The organism is Psychroserpens citreus (genome assembly GCF_055686305.1).
In genome coordinates, this window is record NZ_CM145999.1 from 1,933,432 (window position 1) to 1,951,632 (window position 18,201).

18 protein-coding genes are annotated in these 18,201 nt (G+C 34.1%); 8 read left to right on the forward strand and 10 right to left on the reverse strand.

Going from position 1 to position 18,201, the window contains the following annotated elements:
* Positions 1-2: 2 nt before the first annotated feature.
* Positions 3-338: an arsenosugar biosynthesis-associated peroxidase-like protein gene (locus ACTU6T_RS08675; protein WP_460217818.1), complete on the reverse strand. Its 336-nt coding sequence runs from the start codon at positions 336-338 to the stop codon at positions 3-5.
* A 177-nt stretch (positions 339-515) separates the two neighbouring features.
* Here ACTU6T_RS08675 and xdhC point away from each other — a divergent pair, with 177 nt between their 5' ends.
* The 3 genes from xdhC to ACTU6T_RS08690 are packed head-to-tail and all read left to right on the forward strand — an operon-like array spanning position 516 to position 2,772.
* Entirely contained in the window at positions 516-1,286 is a 771-nt protein-coding gene (gene xdhC, locus ACTU6T_RS08680) for a xanthine dehydrogenase accessory protein XdhC (protein WP_460217819.1), read from the forward strand.
* Complete coding sequence (locus ACTU6T_RS08685; protein WP_460217820.1) at positions 1,283-2,290, forward strand: hypothetical protein; 1,008 nt, start codon at positions 1,283-1,285, stop codon at positions 2,288-2,290. The genes xdhC and ACTU6T_RS08685 overlap by 4 nt, the downstream gene beginning before the upstream one ends.
* Positions 2,287-2,772: a nucleoside-triphosphatase gene (locus ACTU6T_RS08690; protein WP_460217821.1), complete on the forward strand. Its 486-nt coding sequence runs from the start codon at positions 2,287-2,289 to the stop codon at positions 2,770-2,772. The genes ACTU6T_RS08685 and ACTU6T_RS08690 overlap by 4 nt, the downstream gene beginning before the upstream one ends.
* A gap of 90 nt (positions 2,773-2,862) precedes the next feature.
* On the opposite strand, the gene ACTU6T_RS08695 is transcribed toward ACTU6T_RS08690, so the two are convergent.
* The 6 genes from ACTU6T_RS08695 to ACTU6T_RS08720 all read right to left on the reverse strand — a co-directional run bounded on the left by ACTU6T_RS08695 (position 2,863) and on the right by ACTU6T_RS08720 (position 9,632).
* Complete coding sequence (locus tag ACTU6T_RS08695) at positions 2,863-3,240, reverse strand: hypothetical protein (protein ID WP_460217822.1); 378 nt, start codon at positions 3,238-3,240, stop codon at positions 2,863-2,865.
* A 121-nt stretch (positions 3,241-3,361) separates the two neighbouring features.
* Complete coding sequence (locus ACTU6T_RS08700) at positions 3,362-3,931, reverse strand: GNAT family N-acetyltransferase (RefSeq protein WP_460217823.1); 570 nt, start codon at positions 3,929-3,931, stop codon at positions 3,362-3,364.
* 5 nt (positions 3,932-3,936) lie between these two features.
* The gene (locus ACTU6T_RS08705; protein WP_460217824.1) at positions 3,937-6,270 is read right to left on the reverse strand and encodes a xanthine dehydrogenase molybdopterin binding subunit; all 2,334 of its coding nucleotides are present in this window, start codon (positions 6,268-6,270) and stop codon (positions 3,937-3,939) included.
* On the reverse strand, positions 6,263-7,675 hold the full coding sequence (locus ACTU6T_RS08710; protein WP_460217825.1) for an FAD binding domain-containing protein: 1,413 nt from the start codon (positions 7,673-7,675) through the stop codon (positions 6,263-6,265). Before ACTU6T_RS08710 ends, ACTU6T_RS08705 begins: the two co-directional genes overlap by 8 nt.
* Positions 7,676-7,678: 3 nt before the next feature.
* Positions 7,679-8,152, reverse strand: a complete 474-nt coding sequence (locus tag ACTU6T_RS08715) for a nucleoside deaminase (RefSeq protein WP_460217826.1) — start codon at positions 8,150-8,152, stop codon at positions 7,679-7,681.
* A gap of 25 nt (positions 8,153-8,177) precedes the next feature.
* Positions 8,178-9,632 (reverse strand): membrane dipeptidase, encoded by a 1,455-nt coding sequence (locus tag ACTU6T_RS08720; protein WP_460217827.1) that lies wholly within the window; start codon positions 9,630-9,632, stop codon positions 8,178-8,180.
* 105 nt (positions 9,633-9,737) lie between these two features.
* Between ACTU6T_RS08720 and ACTU6T_RS08725 the strand changes: the two genes are divergently transcribed.
* Positions 9,738-10,505 (forward strand): M90 family metallopeptidase, encoded by a 768-nt coding sequence (locus ACTU6T_RS08725; RefSeq protein WP_460217828.1) that lies wholly within the window; start codon positions 9,738-9,740, stop codon positions 10,503-10,505.
* Here the strand turns inward: ACTU6T_RS08725 and ACTU6T_RS08730 are convergent, their stop codons facing one another.
* Complete coding sequence (locus ACTU6T_RS08730) at positions 10,506-12,050, reverse strand: hypothetical protein (protein WP_460217829.1); 1,545 nt, start codon at positions 12,048-12,050, stop codon at positions 10,506-10,508.
* 147 nt (positions 12,051-12,197) lie between these two features.
* On the opposite strand from ACTU6T_RS08730, the gene ACTU6T_RS08735 reads away from it, so the two are divergent.
* Genes ACTU6T_RS08735 through leuB form a run of 4 tightly spaced genes read left to right on the forward strand, consistent with a single transcriptional unit; the run spans position 12,198 to position 16,488 of the window.
* Positions 12,198-13,373 (forward strand): 2-isopropylmalate synthase, encoded by a 1,176-nt coding sequence (locus ACTU6T_RS08735; RefSeq protein ID WP_460217830.1) that lies wholly within the window; start codon positions 12,198-12,200, stop codon positions 13,371-13,373.
* Positions 13,373-14,770, forward strand: coding sequence for a 3-isopropylmalate dehydratase large subunit (gene leuC, locus ACTU6T_RS08740; RefSeq protein ID WP_460217831.1), 1,398 nt, complete (start codon positions 13,373-13,375; stop codon positions 14,768-14,770). The genes ACTU6T_RS08735 and leuC overlap by 1 nt, the downstream gene beginning before the upstream one ends.
* A 1-nt stretch (position 14,771) precedes the next feature.
* Positions 14,772-15,359 (forward strand): 3-isopropylmalate dehydratase small subunit, encoded by a 588-nt coding sequence (gene leuD / locus ACTU6T_RS08745; protein ID WP_460217832.1) that lies wholly within the window; start codon positions 14,772-14,774, stop codon positions 15,357-15,359.
* 10 nt (positions 15,360-15,369) lie between these two features.
* A complete protein-coding gene (gene leuB / locus ACTU6T_RS08750) occupies positions 15,370-16,488 on the forward strand; it encodes a 3-isopropylmalate dehydrogenase (protein ID WP_460217833.1) in 1,119 nt (372 codons plus the stop codon).
* Positions 16,489-16,620: 132 nt separating this feature from the next.
* Here leuB and ACTU6T_RS08755 read toward each other — a convergent pair whose 3' ends face one another.
* Together ACTU6T_RS08755 and ACTU6T_RS08760 are read right to left on the reverse strand one after the other, a co-directional pair.
* Positions 16,621-17,850 (reverse strand): ammonium transporter, encoded by a 1,230-nt coding sequence (locus ACTU6T_RS08755; protein WP_460217834.1) that lies wholly within the window; start codon positions 17,848-17,850, stop codon positions 16,621-16,623.
* A gap of 5 nt (positions 17,851-17,855) precedes the next feature.
* On the reverse strand, positions 17,856-18,194 hold the full coding sequence (locus ACTU6T_RS08760) for a P-II family nitrogen regulator (RefSeq protein WP_460217835.1): 339 nt from the start codon (positions 18,192-18,194) through the stop codon (positions 17,856-17,858).
* Positions 18,195-18,201: the final 7 nt, after the last annotated feature.

Consider the following 18,201-nt stretch of genomic DNA (forward strand, 5'->3'; position numbering starts at 1 on the left):
AATTAACCGTCTAGTTTATTTACCTTATTCATCATCTGAACACCATGCACTAAAGTCGCACCACTTTTAATCGCAGCACCAACATGAATGGCTTCCATCATTTCTTCTTTGGTAACACCTCTCTGAAGCCCATCCTTAGAATAGGCATCAATGCAATATGGACATTGCTCTGTATGTGCTACTGCTAATGCAATGAGAGATTTTTCTCTTGCAGTAAGTGCACCTTCTTCAAAAACTTTACCGTAATACTCAAAGAATTTAGTTCCTAATTCTTCACTCCATTCGGTAATTTTACTGAACTTTCTAAGGTCTGCAGGATCGTAATATGTTTTTGACATGTTTAAATTTTCAAGAGTTATAATAGCTACAAAAAAAGTAGATATTAGGTTTTAAGTCGTTAATAAGTATCAAACTTAACAGAAAAATTAGGAGAAAGCTAATTTATTTTTTATCCCAGAAATGAAATAAGGTTTGCTTAAAAAAGTCTTACTTTTAAATTCTCTTTTTGGTAAAGAATGAAGAACTGGATCGAATTATTAGCAGACTTTAAAAATAAGCAAGAACCTGTGGCACTAGTAACTGTTACAAAGTGCTTAGGGTCAACGCCTTGCGTGTTAGGATCTCGAATGATTATTACTAACGATAAAGTGCTATACGGAACCATTGGTGGTGGGAAATTAGAATATCTTGCCATTGATGAGGCAATGGTTGCACTTCGCAAAAACAAAGTTATTGAATCAAGTTATACCTTAGGCCCTGAGTTTGAACAATGTTGTGGCGGAAAAGTTGAATTTATTATAGAACCTATGAATCAATCACCAGAGTTATTCCTGTTTGGAGCAGGACATATCGGACGAGAAATCGTGAATATTTTGGTCGATACTCCTTTTGAGATTCATCTTATTGATTCTCGTGGAGATTGGTTGAAAAACGCTGCGTTTGATAAAAGCATTCACTTACATGAAGTGAATCTTGATAATTTTAAAACATTTAGAGATGCTGTTAATTGGGGAAAGAACTGTTACGTCTTAGTCTTGACTCATGATCATACTATTGACTTTGAAATTGTTGCTATGGCATTACAAAACGAAACCAGGTTTTTAGGTTTGATTGGAAGCAAAACGAAACGTGTTCGATTTCATAATATGTTAGTTAAAGAGATGCATATAGAAGAAGGGATGACCAATGTCGTGTGTCCTATCGGTTTACAAGTTGGAGGTGATACACCTAAAGAGATTGCAATTGATGTTGCTGCACAATTATTACAAGTGCATTACAAAGAATGAAAAATAACAAAGCTATAATAGATAAATTAACTGCACTTTGGGCTTTAAATGAATCTGGTCTCGGTGGTTTTTTGCATGTTTTTAATACACCATTCACTGGATTAATTGTTGGTGGTATTGCTATTTTGTTAATTAGCTTAATTGCCTATTACGCTGAAAATATTTGGAAGGCTATTTTGAAAGCGTTACTTATAGTGTTGATTATAAAAATGGCCGTTAGCCCATATTCGCCATTTGGAGCCTATGTCGCTGTAGGGTTTCAAGGGCTTTTAGGTGCTGTGCTGTTTTCAAATTTTTCATGGAAAGGCATTGTTTTGGTGCTATTCGGAGTGATTACTTTTTTAGAGTCAGCATTGCAGAAATTATTAATATTGACCATTGTTTATGGTACAGAACTCTGGGAGGCAATTAATATATATGGTGCTTGGGTTCAACAAAAATTAGATTTTGTTTCCGAAACATCTACAACATCATTCTTAGTGGTTTTGTATCTATTAGTTTATGGAATTTGTGGTCTTTTGTTCGGAATTTTTATAAAAAGCATCATTGCAATTATTGCTAACAATAAAGTCTCAGAATTCTACTTAGAATCTCGTGATGTTGCTACAGAAAATTCACCTTCGAAATTATCTTTTAAAACGAAGGTGATTTGGATATGGCTGGTCACAGTAGCTTTGATTGTTATAGCTTTTGCCTTTTTTGGAGGTGATTTATTTGGATGGAAAAAAGCCGTTTATATTTTGATACGTAGCTTTTTAATTCTGTTACTCTGGTATCTTGTAATAGGTCCATTTTTATTAAAATTAATGCAGAAATATTTAAACAAAAAAGAGTCGCAATATAAAGAAGACATTGCCAATGCCATGGATCTATTTCCTTATTTCAGACAGATTATAAGTTATTCCTGGAGAGAGACGAAGCACTTAAAGGGTTATACACGTTTTAAGTTTTTTATGGCGACTAGCATATCAAATTGTATTCATTTTAAAGTGCGATCAGAATGATTTATATTTTATCGGATGCAATTAGAACTGGAAAGACAACAGCTTTACAAGAATGGATAAAAAATAGAGATGATGTTGATGGATTGCTATGTCCAGACGATCAAAATGGAAAGCGCTATTTTTTGAAAATAAAGTCAAAAGAAACTTTTCCTTTAGAAGTTGGTTATAAGAATGAAGATTTGGTTACAATAGGACCATTTCAATTTTTGAAATCAGCTTTCGATAGTGCTAATAGGTATTTAATGACCACAGTTGCTGAACACCGAAATCAACACGTTATTATTGACGAACTAGGAAAGTTAGAGCTTAAATGTCAAGGGTTGCATGATTCGGCAACAAGGTTAATTCCTAATTATGTGTCTGATAAAAATCAACATTTAATTATTGTGGTAAGAGATACATTAGTCAATGATATTGTGAGTCATTATAATATTTCAGAATATTCAATTTTTAAAAAAGAAGACCTTAAGACAATACTATAATTTGAAATGCTCTACTGTCACATTGAGCGCAGTCGAAATGTCACATGAATCCATGTTGTCTTAATGTATTTTTAATTCATGCTAATTAATCTATAAACTAAAAATAGTTTCGCTTAAAGCATAGTAGATAGCCATTAAAGCAGAAAATATAGCACTTCCTAAAAAACGCCATTTAAGTTTAAATCGATTTTGAATGATATAGTTTCCAATAAATGAGATTAAAATATTTGCGATAAATGACCAGATGGCTATCTCAATTAAATGCCATCCAATGGCGTTTAGTTGTCCAGAAAATAATTTGATAAATAATAAGTGTCGAGCAATCCATAAGGGATTGAAATATAAAATAGCCAAGCCAGTTTTGGTTAAAGTGGCTTTTAACCCTTTTAGATGTTGCGTCTTTTTTACAATCCAATCAAAGTAGTTTGGGATTTCAAAAGCATAGATTGTGGCACCAATAAGCATCATTCCTAATAATCGATACCAAGAGAATTCTCCAAGTAGTAAGGCAGCAATAGTATCACCAGCACTATAGATAAGTGAGCCTTTAAGGATGTTTTCTTTTTTGTAATGTAGTGCGATAGGTTTTCTAGTTTAAATCAGATTCAAGTAAACAATAAATTTCACTGTCTAAAAACTGACCATCATAATAAAAATTTTCTCTAAAATAGGCTTCAAGTTTAAAGCCAAATTTTAACAAAAGTGCTTTAGAATTGTCATTGTTTACATTCACATTAGCAGTGTAACTATGAATGTTAATAGTGTTGAATCCAAAACGGATTAAGGTATTCATTGCTTCAAACATATAGCCTTTGCCCCAAAAGTCTGGATGTAAAATATAGCCAATTTCACCTCTAGAATTTTTATGGTCAATATGCCAAATACCAAAATCACCAATGAGTTTTTCTGAATTTTTATCTATTAAAGCCCAAGTAATACCTCTAGCTTCAGAAAATGCCGTTTGATAGTCTTTTATGCGTTTCTCTGTATCCTCAATTTGTGTTGGTACAGTTGTGTCCATATACTTTGAAACGGCTTTATTGCCTCTTAGATTCAAAAGAACTTCGGCGTCTTTCAGAGAATAAGCTCTATACAAAAGGCGCTTGCTTTCTAATTCTGGAAATGTCTCAAAAACACGATTATTAATTTGAGTAGACATCTTAATTATATGTTGTTGTTCTCGTATAAACTCATCAATACTTTTTCAGGAGTCATAGGTGCGTGAAACTTTAAATCGTAATGAGGGTTGAATGCTTTTATGGCATTTTGAATGGCAAAATAAGCTCCAATGCCATACATCAAAGGTGGCTCGCCTACGGCTTTGGATTTCAAAATAGCAAGCTCGTGTCCTTGAGTTTCAACAGGAATAACTTCCACGTGTTTTGGTACAGAAAATATATCAGGAATTTTATAAGTTGATAAGGCATTTGAAAGCAAACGTCCCTCGTTATTATAAGCAATATCTTCCATAGTCATCCAACCAATCCCTTGAGCTAAAGCCCCTTCTACTTGTCCTAAATCGATTCCTTTACTCATACTTTTTCCATAGTCATGAACAATTTTTACTGTGTCAAATTCATAGGTCCCGCGCGTGCAATCTACAGTCGTTGTGATGATTGCCGTTCCATATACATGATAAGCAAATGGGTGTCCTTTTTCTTTGGTTTTGTCAAAGTGGATTTCTGGAGTAGCGTAGTGAGCATTTTCTGTTAATGCCACACGTTTTAGCATTGCTTTACTAATAAGGTCTGTCCAAGAAAGATTAGATTTTTCACCCTTAATATAAACAGATCCATCATTTAATGTAATGTGCTCTACAGAGGTATCTAAATCTTCTGAAGCCACTGCTTTTAATCGTCCAAGTAATGCAATACAAGCTTTGAGTGTTGCTTTTCCATTTAAATCGGCAGTAGAACTTGCTGCAGATGGTGAGGTGTTGGCGACTCTTGTGGTATTTGTGGTTTCAATTTTAATGAATTCCAGTGGAATTGAAAATACTTGAGCTGCAATTTGCATAATTTTGGTATTAACTCCTTGTCCCATCTCAACAGCAGCTGTACTTATACCAACACTACCATCTAGATATATGTGAACCAATGCACGAGCATGATTCATTGGTGTATTGGTAAAGGAAATTCCAAAACAAATTGGCATTAAAGCCAACCCTTTTTTAAAGCTTGAATTGTTTTTGTTGAAGACTTCGATGTCTTGTTCTAAGGCTTCAATGTTGTAAATTGATTTCGCTGAATCCCAGGTGTTTTTTGCTTCTACTTGTTTAGCAATCTGACCATAAGAAAAAGTATCATTTTCATTTAGTAGGTTTGCTTCCTGAATTTGTCTAGGAGACACGCCTATTTTATGTGCTGCGTTGGCTATTGCCGATTCAATAACGAACATCCCTTGTGGACCACCAAAACCTCTAAACGCTGTGTTGGGAGGTAAATTAGTTTTACAACTAATAACTGTTGTTTTTACATTTGGGACATAATAACTGTTAGTTGCGTGAAATAGCGTTCGTTCTGCAATAGCAGGAGATAGATCAGCAGCAGCTCCTGAGTTTTGAAGGAACTCGGCTTCATAAGCTATTATTTTTAAATCTTTGGATAGACCTATCTTGTAGGTGCTTTCGTAGGGATGGCGCTTTCCAGTCATTCTTAAATCGTCATGACGATTTAGTATTAATTTCACGGATTGATTTAAATGATAGCATGCTAATGCAGCCATAACTGCCCAAGGTGTAGCTTGATCTTCTTTACCTCCAAACCCACCGCCAAGACGCGTAACATCAACTTCAATTTTATGCATGGCTAGACCTAATACTTGAGCTGTTGTTTTCTGAACAGCTGTAGGTCCCTGTGTTGAAGAGGTAATTTTTATATTGCCGTTTTCTAAAGGTTCTGCATAAGCGCCTTGAGATTCGATATACAAATGCTCTTGTCCGTTAGAAAAAGTTTCGCCTTCAAAAACATAATCACAGTTTTTAAAAGCTTCTTCGGCATCGCCCAAAGCAAAAGAGCGTGGTGCATTGATAAAACTTCCTTTAGATTTTGCTTGTTTGGCAGTCGTAATCACAGGTAATTGTTCAATCTCAATATCGATTAAATCTCGTGCTTTTCTAGCAATGAATTCGGTTTTGGCAACAACTAAAGCGATTGGCATTCCCCAAAAATGAACTTCGTCTTCAGCAAATAAAGGTTCATCAGGAATGATGCCACCAATTTGATTTTTTCCAAGCACGTCTTTGTAGGTGAAAATGCGTTCTACACCTTCTAGAGCCTCAGCCTTTGAATAGTCTACGTATTTGATTTTTCCGTGAGCTTTTGGAGCGTCAAAAACAACAGCATGAAACGTCCCTTGTCTAATATTAACATCATCAACATATAAAGATTCACCACGAACATGAGTATAAGAATCTTGGTTTTTTATGCTTTGTTTGATAGCTATATTTACAGCATTAAGATGAGTGTTTAAATCGGTATTTGATTTGTGTTTATCCATGCTGAACAAAAGCGTTTAAGTTGAATTGCTTTGGAAATAATTCTGTGAAATGCGCGTAAAACAATTGTCTGCCAAGTAATCTTTTATATTCGCTTGTACCGCGAACATCACTGATTGGAGAGATTTCTTTTTGTAGAATATTGTTGGCTTCAAGAATTGTTTGTAAAGACAAGACTTTTCCTGTTAGAAAATTTGAAGTGTCATGCAGATACTTAGGAATTGCGGCAACACCACCAATAGATACATGCGCTTCTGAAATAATGTTATTGTTTATGGTAATTTGAATGGCAGAATTTACACTTGCAATATCAAGATGAGTCCGCTTACATACTTTTTCAAAATTGAAAAAGGACTGTTTGTTTGGAAGCTTAAAATGAATGGTTTTTAAAAGTTCTCCGTCTTTTAAGTCGTAAGTTTTATAAGCTTTATAGAAGTCTTTAAGCAGAAGCTGTCGTTCTATACCATCTTCAGTTGTGATGGTAAGATTGCTATTAAGCGCTAAAAAGAAAATGGTCATATCGCCAATAGGAGAGGCGTTAACTAGGTTTCCACCTAAAGAGGCCATATTTCTTATTTGTTCAGAAGACACCAACTTTAAATGCTTTTTCAAATTAGGGAAATAAGAGTTGATTTCAGAATGATTCCATAAATCTGAAACCGTAGAATTAGTTCCAATAGTGCATGTAGTATTATCTATGATAATCCCTTTTAAATAGTCTTTTTCAGCAATGAGATGTACCTTGTTGTCTGCTAAGTGATCTGCTTGTTGTACATATAAGTCTGTACCTCCCGAAACATATTTGCCCTTAGGTTGATTTCTATCTTTAGCTTCTAAATCTTTTAATCGCTCAGGAATGGTTGCAAAATAATTTGGAATAAAATCATTTTCAATTAACCAAATAAATTGTTCGTCTCTATTATAGGTTTTTAAATCTTCAACAACTTGATGTGCTGCTTTTTCAATGGCTTTATATCCTGTGCATCTACAAATATTTCCACTGATAGCATTTAATGCATTATCGTAATTTTTTTCAGAGTCAGATAAGGCAAATCCAGTTAGTGATACTACAAATCCAGGTGTGCAAAATCCACATTGTGTTGCATAGTTCTCTTTCATGGCTTCTTGTGCTACAGTCAATTTATCTTGAAGATTTGTACCTTCAACTGTAACAATATGTTTACCATGTGCATTTCCGAGAGGTGAAATGCAAGAGGTGATGCTTTGATAATTGATGTGATTATTTTCTAAGCTTCCTACCAAAACAGTACAAGCACCACAATCGCCTTCACGACATCCAATTTTAGTTCCAGTTAAGCGTTGCTCATAACGAATAAAATCTAGTAGTGTCATACCAGAATGCTCGTTAGTATTAATGGTTTTATTATTAAGAATGAAGCTAATCATGAATTAATATTCGGTTTTGTCTTCTTTTTTAGACCATTCTTGAAATGGTTCTAATGCAATGTCTCGCGCAAGTTGTTCAAAAGGAATGCTTCTTTCGTTATAAGGTAAAGGAATTTCCTTATAAATAAACTCGTCATCAAATCCTATGTTTGCGGCATCAACTTGATTGCTTCCGTAAAATACCTTGTCAGGTCGTGCCCAATAAATAGCGCCTAAACACATTGGACATGGTTCGCAAGAAGTATAGATTTCACAACCTTCAAGTTGAAACGAATCTAAGTTTTTGCAGGCATCTCTAATGGCTGTAACTTCTGCATGAGCTGTTGGGTCATTTGTTGAGGTGACTTTATTATTACCACGTCCAATGATTTTTCCATCTTTTACAATAACACAACCAAAAGGGCCTCCTTCGTTATTATGCATTCCTTTTAAAGCAGCATTTACTGCTTCTTTCATGAATTTTTCTTTATCTGTCATAAGTGTATTTCTGAAAATTTAATGCTTATTTGAAGTTCTTTTTAAGAAATTCATTAGCGTTTATAAATAGCAAGCGATCTATAATTTCGTTTGCTGAAATTTGATTTTGTGTTTGCAATTTTGATGTGTGCTTTTCAAGATATTCTTTAGCTTTTTCAATGAGATAAGGCTTTATGTCTTCGACGTTTTCAGCGGTCCAAAGTCCTTTAATCGGATTTACAATCCCATCAAAATCTGAACCAATAGCAACTGTTTCCCAGCAAAATAGTCCATTTGTATCTAATAATTCGGCGATATGTCTAATCTGTCTCCAAATTAAATCTGCTTTATTTCGGTAACGTCTCTTTTTACTTGGCCAATAAATTCTTGAACTAGCAATAGCTTTTCTACTTGCAATGCGTCGTTCATCTAATTGCAAACCAAAAATACCTTTTGATTTTGCAATACGCAAGATTTCAGAATCATAAATATTAATATCATCTTGCCTGAAATATTTGCTTTGGGTTCCATCTGAAATATCCCATTCAATAATAGAACGTTTTCCATTGGCTGCTCCATGACTTACAATGATAGGAATATCTTCATTTGCATACGTTGTTTCTAGTAATTTGTAGTAGGTTTTTCTTGCTGCAGTACTCATGTGTTTGATATCGATGAGAATGCGTTTATTATTAGTATTGTCTAGTAGTTTGTCAATGACTTTATAGCCTAAGTCTGTGATGTCTGTGTTAAGGCCTCGATTTTGATTTTTTTTAATTAGTCCTATGCTGATGCTTCTCGCATGACCGCAAATTTCATTATAAAAATGATGTGCTAATGTTACAAAGAGAGGTTTGTGTTCCCAGTTTTTAACAGCATCTACATGAGTTAAAACATCAGATTCTATGGCTGTGTTTTTATCTTTGTCTAAACCTGTTTCGAAAGCATGGCCTCCTTCAATAGTTGGGACAAGACTAATAATTTTACGTGTATCTGTTGAACTTGTAATATTTGTAGATATTTCTGAGTAATTGTTGACTAAGCGATAAGTGTAGGTAACACCATCTATAATTTGTGCGAAATTATCGAGTTGTTTATAAAAGTCGTATTCGTCATTAAGATCCTGATAATAACTATTGTGATTTCTTAGGTTGTCTATTCGTTTCTGACTTACGCCAGCAGCAAGATTAACTAATATGTCGGACACAAATTTAAATCCCAATATTTTATCTTTCAAGAAATGTTTCTCAAAAGGATATAATGAGATAACAACGACATTGCAATCTGCTTTTGCTAATGTAGTTAAGTCGGTTTGTGTAAATTTTGTTAGTGTCAAGATTTTATTAAATTGACGTTCTACAAAATTGGGAGGACTGTAATGCCAAATAGAGTTTTTTCTACCACTATTAAGAATATTCTGCTTTGGTGGTTCGTACTTAAAGCTCTTTCCGAAAGGCTTTAATGAAGGATGGCAATGTAAGTCTATGTATGATTTTTTCATGTTTTGGTTGGTAGCATGTGTATTTAAAGATATTCATTTTTTGTCAATTTTATAGCTAATACAATTGAAAATCATTAGTTTAGAGTGCTGAAAGAAGCCTCATATATGATATATTTTATTGTTTTTATTGGTTTGGTTGCTTTTGTTAGTTACGTGTTTTACAAACGAAATTCTAGAAAAGCAAAGCCCTTTCCAATGCATTGGCATGATATTTTACTTAAAGAAGTGTCATTTTATAAAAAATTAAGTTCCAAAGAACAGCAGCGTTTCCAAAACAGAATCATGCGATTTTTAAGTGAAGTCTATATTGATAGTGTAGATGTTGAAGTCACAGAATTAGACAAAATTCTAATTGCTTCAAGTGCTGTAATTCCAGTGTTTTCATTTAAAGAATGGTATTATCCAACAGTTAGTGGGATTTTATTATATCCTGATAATTTTAATGAAGATTTTCAGTTTTCAGATAAAAGTAAATCAAAGCGAATCGCTGGTGTTGTAGGAACAGGTAGGTTAGAAGGTAAAATGATTTTATCTAAGAAAGCTTTGCATCACGGATTTAAAAACGCAAATGATAAACGTAATACTGCAATACATGAATTTATTCATCTTATTGATAAAATGGATGATAGGGTTGATGGTATTCCTGAAATTCTAATGGAAAATGCATACGCTATTCCATGGTTGAAATTGGTACACGATAAGATGGAGGCTATCAATAATGATAAATCTGATATAAGAGCTTATGGTGGCACAAAACAAGCAGAGTTTTTTGCCGTAGCTTCCGAATACTTTTTTGAAAACCCCAAACTCATGAAACGTAAACATCCCGAATTGTATCAGATGATGGCAGATTGTTTTAGAGTTAAAATCTAATTAAGAAAACTCTTTTAAATATTTATCTCTAATAATTTGATGAACAGGTGTGTTATGTATTTTGCTTTCTAGCCACGAAATGATATCTAAATACAAAAAGGCACGTCGTTCAAAAGGATGGTCCTCAAATTGTTTTAACGTAGCGTGCAATTCTTTAAATGCTTTTTTTAGTTCATGCGGATAAATGTCTTGTAAGCCTTTTATGAATTTTATCATTTCCTTTTGAACTTCATGTAAATCATTCATTTTAATTAAAAACTTATATGTGCTTCGAAGTAAGCTGTCTAGATGATAATCTAATCCTGCTTCATAATGCGCAACAAGATTTAAAACCCTAGAGAAACACAAGAGGTCTTCACGCATTGAAAGGGATTTATTGGATATGATTTTGTTTAAATACCGAATACATTCTTTATTGTTACCAGTTCCAAAATGCATACTTGCAAACTTATAGTAGAATATCATTTTATGATGTTCGTCAATTTGATTTCTAAATTGAGTTAGGTCCTTTTCTATTTTTGGAATAAGGGCTAAACCATCATGGAAACTTCCGTCAATAAAATGCTTATTGATATCATGAAAGTTTAGATATAAAAACGTTAGGGTTTGAACATTTTCATTTTTAGGGAAAGATTTATGCTCAATTTTTGATTTTAAATTTGAAAATGCCTCAACAAACTTTGTCTTGTTTTTTATAAAGAAGATAGATTCTAATAAATAATTATTCGCTTTTAAAAAGAAGACAGGGTTTAAATCTATCATTTTTGGATACTGCGAAAACAAATCTACACATTTAGCGGCATAACGATAACAGTTTAAAAAATCTTGCATTAGAAAACTGTACCATAGGTGCGCCTTGTAAAACCATAATTTTTCTCTAAATCCTAATTCAGAAAACTGAATTTTTGGTAATCGGTCATTAAAATATTTAGTAATAATTTTACTTTCTTCCTCATTTTTTACATAGCCAGTTTTGAGAATAATGCTATATAATTGTAAGGATAAATTGGAAAGTTTACTGGCAATTACATTAAGAGCGCTGAGTTCTTTAGCTTGTATGGTAAGTTCATCAGCTCTAGTAGCAATACTTCTCGTGATATACTGTGCTTCGATTATTTTTTCGAGTTCTACTATTTCGAATGCTAAATTCTTTTCTTCATTTTGAATGGCTACATCTTTTGCTTTATCTAAAATCTTTAAACTTTGTTTGTATAAGCCTTTGTGATACAAAATCGATGCAAAGTCTAATTGTTCTCGTATTTGAGATCTTATATTTTGATGAGAAGGATTAAGTTTTAAACTGATTAAAATCTGCTTGTATAAATGAGATTTGACGTTTGCTAACTGTTGTTTTTTAACAATACCACTTTTTAAAATTGCAGTTTCGTCATATACATTGGATTTATCAAGAAGGTTGAAAAGATTTAAAAATTTTGAATCAGAATTAACGCCCAAACGACCAACATATAATTTAAATTGTCGCTTTTCAGATTTTGAAAGCGACTTTACTAATAAAAACAAATTATCTTTTTGATCTTTAGTCATCAAACAAATTATGATTTAATAAATTGAAAACCAGTTAATTAAATTGTAAATTTTTATTTGAACATCGTAAAACTAAATAGTGCGATATCAGCTAAAACAATTCCAAAATATACATTCGTAAGACAATAGAAAAATATATTTTGATAAATGTCTGATTCCAACGTAAAAATTTTCGATACTACACTTCGTGACGGAGAGCAAGTTCCAGGGTGTAAATTAAACACTGAGCAAAAAGTTGTAATAGCTGAACAGCTTGATGAACTTGGTGTTGACGTAATAGAAGCTGGATTTCCTGTTTCAAGCCCAGGTGATTTTAAATCGGTTGAAGCCATCTCTAAAATAGTCAAGCATGCAACAGTTTGTGGTTTAACACGTTCTGTAGAAAACGATATTAAAGTGGCTGCAGAAGCATTAGCTTATGCTAAACACCCTAGAATTCATACAGGAATTGGGACTTCAGATTCACATATCAAACATAAATTTAGAACGACGCGAGAAGATATTATTGAACGTGCTGTTAGAGCGGTTAAATATTCTAAATCTTTTGTAGAGGATGTTGAGTTTTATGCCGAAGATGCTGGTAGAACAGATAATGAGTATCTAGCACGCGTATGTGAAGCTGTTATCGAAGCAGGTGCAACCGTTTTAAATATTCCTGATACAACTGGATATTGTTTGCCTAGTGAATATGGTGCGAAAATTAAATATCTAAAAGAAAACGTCAAGGGCATTGAGAAGGCTGTTTTATCATGCCATTGTCATAATGATCTTGGTTTAGCGACTGCAAATTCTATTGAAGGTGTTATTAATGGCGCTAGGCAAATAGAGTGTACAATTAATGGTATTGGAGAGCGCGCTGGAAATACAGCTTTAGAAGAAGTTGTTATGGTTTTAAAGCAGCATCCTTATCTTAATCTAGATACTAATATCAATACCTCAATGCTATATGGGATGAGTCAGTTGGTGAGTGATAGTATGGGGATTTATACACAGCCTAATAAAGCTATTGTTGGCGCTAATGCTTTTGCCCATAGTTCTGGAATTCATCAAGATGGTGTGATTAAAAATCGTGAAACTTACGAAATTATTGATCCTAAAGATGTTGGTGTTACCGAATCTGCAATTGTGCTTACAGCAAGAAGTGGTCGTGCAGCATTGGCGTATCGTGCCAAAAATGTAGGCTATGAATTAACTAAAATCCAACTGGATGATGTTTATGCTAATTTTTTGAATTTTGCTGATAAGAAAAAAGAGATTAACGATAATGATATTCATCAAATCATCGAAACGAGTAAAGTCTATCAACAAATAATTTCGGCTTAATGGGAAAAACATTATTCGATAAAGTTTGGGATGCACATGTGGTTGATACAATTGAAAACGGACCGCAAATATTATATATTGATAAGCATTTAATTCATGAGGTGACAAGCCCGCAAGCATTTAATGAGTTAAAAGATAGAAACATCCCTGTCTTTAGGCCTTATCAAATTATAGCAACAGCAGATCATAATACACCAACTCAAAATCAACATTTGCCAATTAAAGATGCGTTATCACGTCATCAATTAGAGCAATTGTCCAAAAATTGTTCTGAAAATAACATTACCTTATATGAGTTAGGTCATCAATACAATGGTATTGTTCATGTTATGGCTCCTGAATTAGGAATTACACAGCCAGGAATGACTATGGTTTGTGGAGATAGCCATACATCTACGCATGGTGCCTTTGGTACTATTGCTTTTGGTATAGGAACTAGTCAAGTGGCTCAAGTATTTGCTAGTCAATGTTTGTTGTTAACAAAACCTAAGAGTATGAGGGTTACTGTTAATGGTAAATTGAAACATGGCGTTTTACCTAAGGACGTTATTCTTTATATTATTTCGAAATTGGGTACGAATTCGGGTACAGGATATTTCTGTGAATATGCAGGAGACGTTTTTGAAACTATGAGTATGGAAGGACGAATGACCGTTTGTAATATGAGTATTGAAATGGGAGCGCGTGGAGGAATGATAGCTCCAGACGAAACGACATATAGCTATATTAGAGATAGAGTGTTTGCTCCAAAGGGTGTCGATTTCGATAGTAAAGTGGCGTATTGGAAAACATTATCAACCGATGATGACGCTCAGTTTGATAAGGAATATGAATTTGACGCACAGGATATTGAGCCTATGATTACCTATGGGACAAATCCTGGAATGGGAATTAAGATTTCAGAATCTATTCCAAATGATGAGGATGCTTCTTTCAAAAAGTCTTTAGAGTATATGAATTTTGGAGCTGGTGAACGATTAATTAATACACCAATTAATTATGTGTTTATTGGAAGTTGTACCAATTCTAGAATTGAAGATTTTAGAGTGGCAGCAAACTATATTAAAGGGAGACAAAAAGCAGATAATGTTACGGCTTGGTTAGTGCCAGGAAGCAAACAAGTAGAAGCTCAAATTGTTGAAGAAGGGTTGAAAACTATTTTCGATGAGGCTGGTTTCGAATTAAGACAACCAGGTTGTTCAGCTTGTTTGGCAATGAATGATGATAAAATACCTCAAGGTGAATATTGTGTATCTACATCGAACAGAAATTTCGAAGGTCGACAAGGGCAAGGCTCTAGAACGATACTTGCAAGCCCTTTAGTTGCAGCAGCTGTTGCTGTAGCAGGAAAAATTGTTGATGTAACAAAAGAACAAGAAGCATTAGAAATTATTTAATATGGAAAAATTTACAACATTGACATCAACTGCTGTTCCATTAGATATTGCTAATGTAGATACAGATCAAATTATTCCTGCGCGCTTTTTAAAGGCGACCGATAAAAAAGGATTTGGGGATAATGTGTTTAGAGATTGGCGCTTCAAAAAAGACAATTCAAAAAATACTACATTTATACTTAATAATCCAGAGTATTCAGGAAGTATCTTAGTAGCTGGAGATAATTTTGGTTGTGGTTCTAGTCGTGAGCATGCTGCTTGGGCATTAGTAGGATACGGTTTTAAAGTGATTGTGTCTAGTTTTTTTGCCGATATTTTTAAAGGTAATGCGCTTAACAATGGGTTGTTGCCTGTTCAGGTGTCTGAAGCTTTTTTATCTGAGTTAATGGAGACCATTCAAAAACAGCCAGAAAGGAAAATTACGGTGAATCTAGAATTGCAAACAATTAGTATTGAGAATTCAATTTCAGAATCATTTGATATAGATCCTTATAAAAAAACATGTTTAATCAATGGGTATGATGACATTGATTATTTATTAAGTAAAAAAGAATTAATTGAGGCTTTCGAAGCTTCAAGAGCTAACTAAATAAGAATTTATGAAATTAAACATCGCTGTATTAGCAGGAGATGGAATTGGCCCAGAGGTAACCAATCAAGCAGTCAAAGCATTAAAAGCTATTGCTTCAGAATTTGATCACACCTTCAGTTTTAAACCTGCTGATGTAGGTGCGATTGCAATTGATAAACATAATGACCCTTTGCCAAAAAAAACTTTAGAGTTATGTAAGTCTACCGATGCAATTTTGTTTGGTTCTATAGGTCATCCAAAATACGATAATGATCCTTCTGCAAAGGTAAGGCCAGAGCAAGGATTATTGAAACTTAGAAAAGAATTAGGGCTATTTGCAAATATCAGACCTGTAAAAGCGTATAAGTCTTTACTTGATAAATCTCCTTTAAAGAAACCTATAATTGATGGTACAGATATTAGTATTTATCGCGAATTGACTGGAGGTATTTACTTTGGAAAAAAGGAATTAAGTAAGGATGGTGATGTCGCTTCAGATTTATGTGAATATTCCCGTTTAGAAATTGAACGTATTGCGCATTTAGCGTTTAAAGCTGCTGGGTCTCGAAAAGGTAAAGTAACATTGGTTGATAAAGCAAATGTTCTGGAAAGTTCAAGATTGTGGCGTAAAGTTGTAACTGAAGTCGCTGAAAACTATAAAGATATAAAACTAGATTTTCTGTTTGTAGATAATGCTGCAATGCAGATGATTTTAAACCCTAAACAGTTTGATGTGATTCTAACCGAAAATATGTTTGGAGATATTATTAGTGATGAGGCGAGTGTCATAGGTGGGTCAATAGGACTTCTAGCATCTGCTTCAGTAGGAGAAAAGCATGCGATGTTTGAGCCTATTCATGGTTCGTATCCACAAGCAGAAGGCAAAGGTATTGCTAACCCAATTGCTTCTATACTATCTGCTGCTATGTTGTTAGATCATTTTGAATTATATAATGAAGCAGAATTAGTAAGGTTGGCTGTAGAAAAATCGCTAAAACTAAATATCACTACACCAGATATTAATTCAGAATATAATACTATTACAACGTCTAATGTTGGAGATTTTATTGAAGATTTTATTTTCAATCCTAAAGACAGTAATCGTAACTTCAAAAATATTCACTTAGGTCAATCTACAATTATTTGAGACATTTTGGATTTAAGTACTTAAAGCGCTAGATAATTAATTGTTTTAGCGCTTTTCTTTTAAACATAAGAAAGCCCTCAAGATTAATAATTTTGAGGGCTAACTCCCTAATCTAATAAAATAACAAACGTCTTAGTGTTCATTCAATCTAAAATCTGGATAAGCATCCATTCCATGTTCATGAGCATCAAGTCCTTCTAGTTCTTCGCGCTCTGAAACTCTAATACCCACAGTCTTTTTTAATATAAAAATGATTAAGAATGATGAGATGATGCAGATGGCTGCATACGATATTACGCCAATAAACTGACTCAGAAATTGAGCGCCACCTGCGAGTTCTCCGAAGATTCCAACCGCTAGTGTTCCCCATATACCACACACTAAGTGTACGGCAATTGCTCCTACTGGGTCGTCTAATTTTAATCTGTCAATTAGCGATACTGCAAATACGATAACTGCTCCTGCAATACTACCAATGATAATTGCATCAGTTGGACTCATTTGATCTGCTCCAGCAGTAATACCAACTAGTCCACCTAATATGCCATTAAGGAACATTGTTAAATCTAAGTTTTTAAATTTTATAAAAGAGACTAATGCTGCTACAACACCACCTGAAGCGGCTGCTAAACATGTTGTGACAAGTGTTAGTGAGGTTAATCCTGGGTCTGCAGATAGCACAGATCCACCATTAAAGCCAAACCAACCTAACCATAAAATAATGACTCCTGCTGTTGCTAATGGGATGTTATGGCCAGGGATGGCTTGTAGTCTTCCTTCTTTAAATTTTCCAATTCTAGCTCCTAAAAGACAAACTGCAACCAGAGCAGCCCATCCGCCAACAGAGTGTACTAATGTTGATCCGGCAAAATCATAAAAGGGAGTATCTAAGCTGTCTAAGAATCCGCCTCCCCATTTCCAAGATCCTGCAATAGGATAGATTAAACCAACATAAAGGATTGCAAAAATCATAAATGGTCCAATTTTCATGCGTTCTGCTACTGCTCCTGAGACTATAGTGGCAGCTGTAGCGGCGAACATTCCTTGAAATAGGAAGTCTGTCCAGTAGGTGTAGCCTTCATTGTATGATAAATCTAAAACACCTTCTATTGTTGGTGCATCCAATCCGAATCCCGCAAATCCAATAAATCCATTAAACTCTCCAGGATACATCAAGTTGAAGCCAACTAAGCAGTAGAGAAGTAGGCCAGTTGTTATGATAAACATGTTTTTGAACAAAACGTTTATCGTGTTTTTTTGACGAGTTAATCCAATTTCCAAAAATGCAAACCCTAAGTGCATAAAGAAAACAAGTGCTGTACAGATCATCATCCATACATTATTAGTAGTAAGTAATTCCATGTGTCTTATTTTAAAGTATTTCCTCCTTTTTCTCCTGTTCGTATTCTGTATACTTCGTCTATTTGAGAGACAAAGATTTTACCATCACCAACATCTCCTGTAGCTCCAGCTTCAAGAATGGCTTTAATGGTGACGTCTTCAAAATCGTCGTTCACAACTATAGAGAGGTAACGGCGTTGTATGTCACTTGTGCTATAGGATACGCCTCTGTATACATGTCCTTCTTTTTCGTTACCTAATCCAGTAACATCCCAGTAGGAAAAGAAATTAACGCCTACATCATGTAGTGCTTTTTTTACAGCGGAAAACTTTGATTTCCGAATTATTGCTTCAACTTTTTTCATAATTATT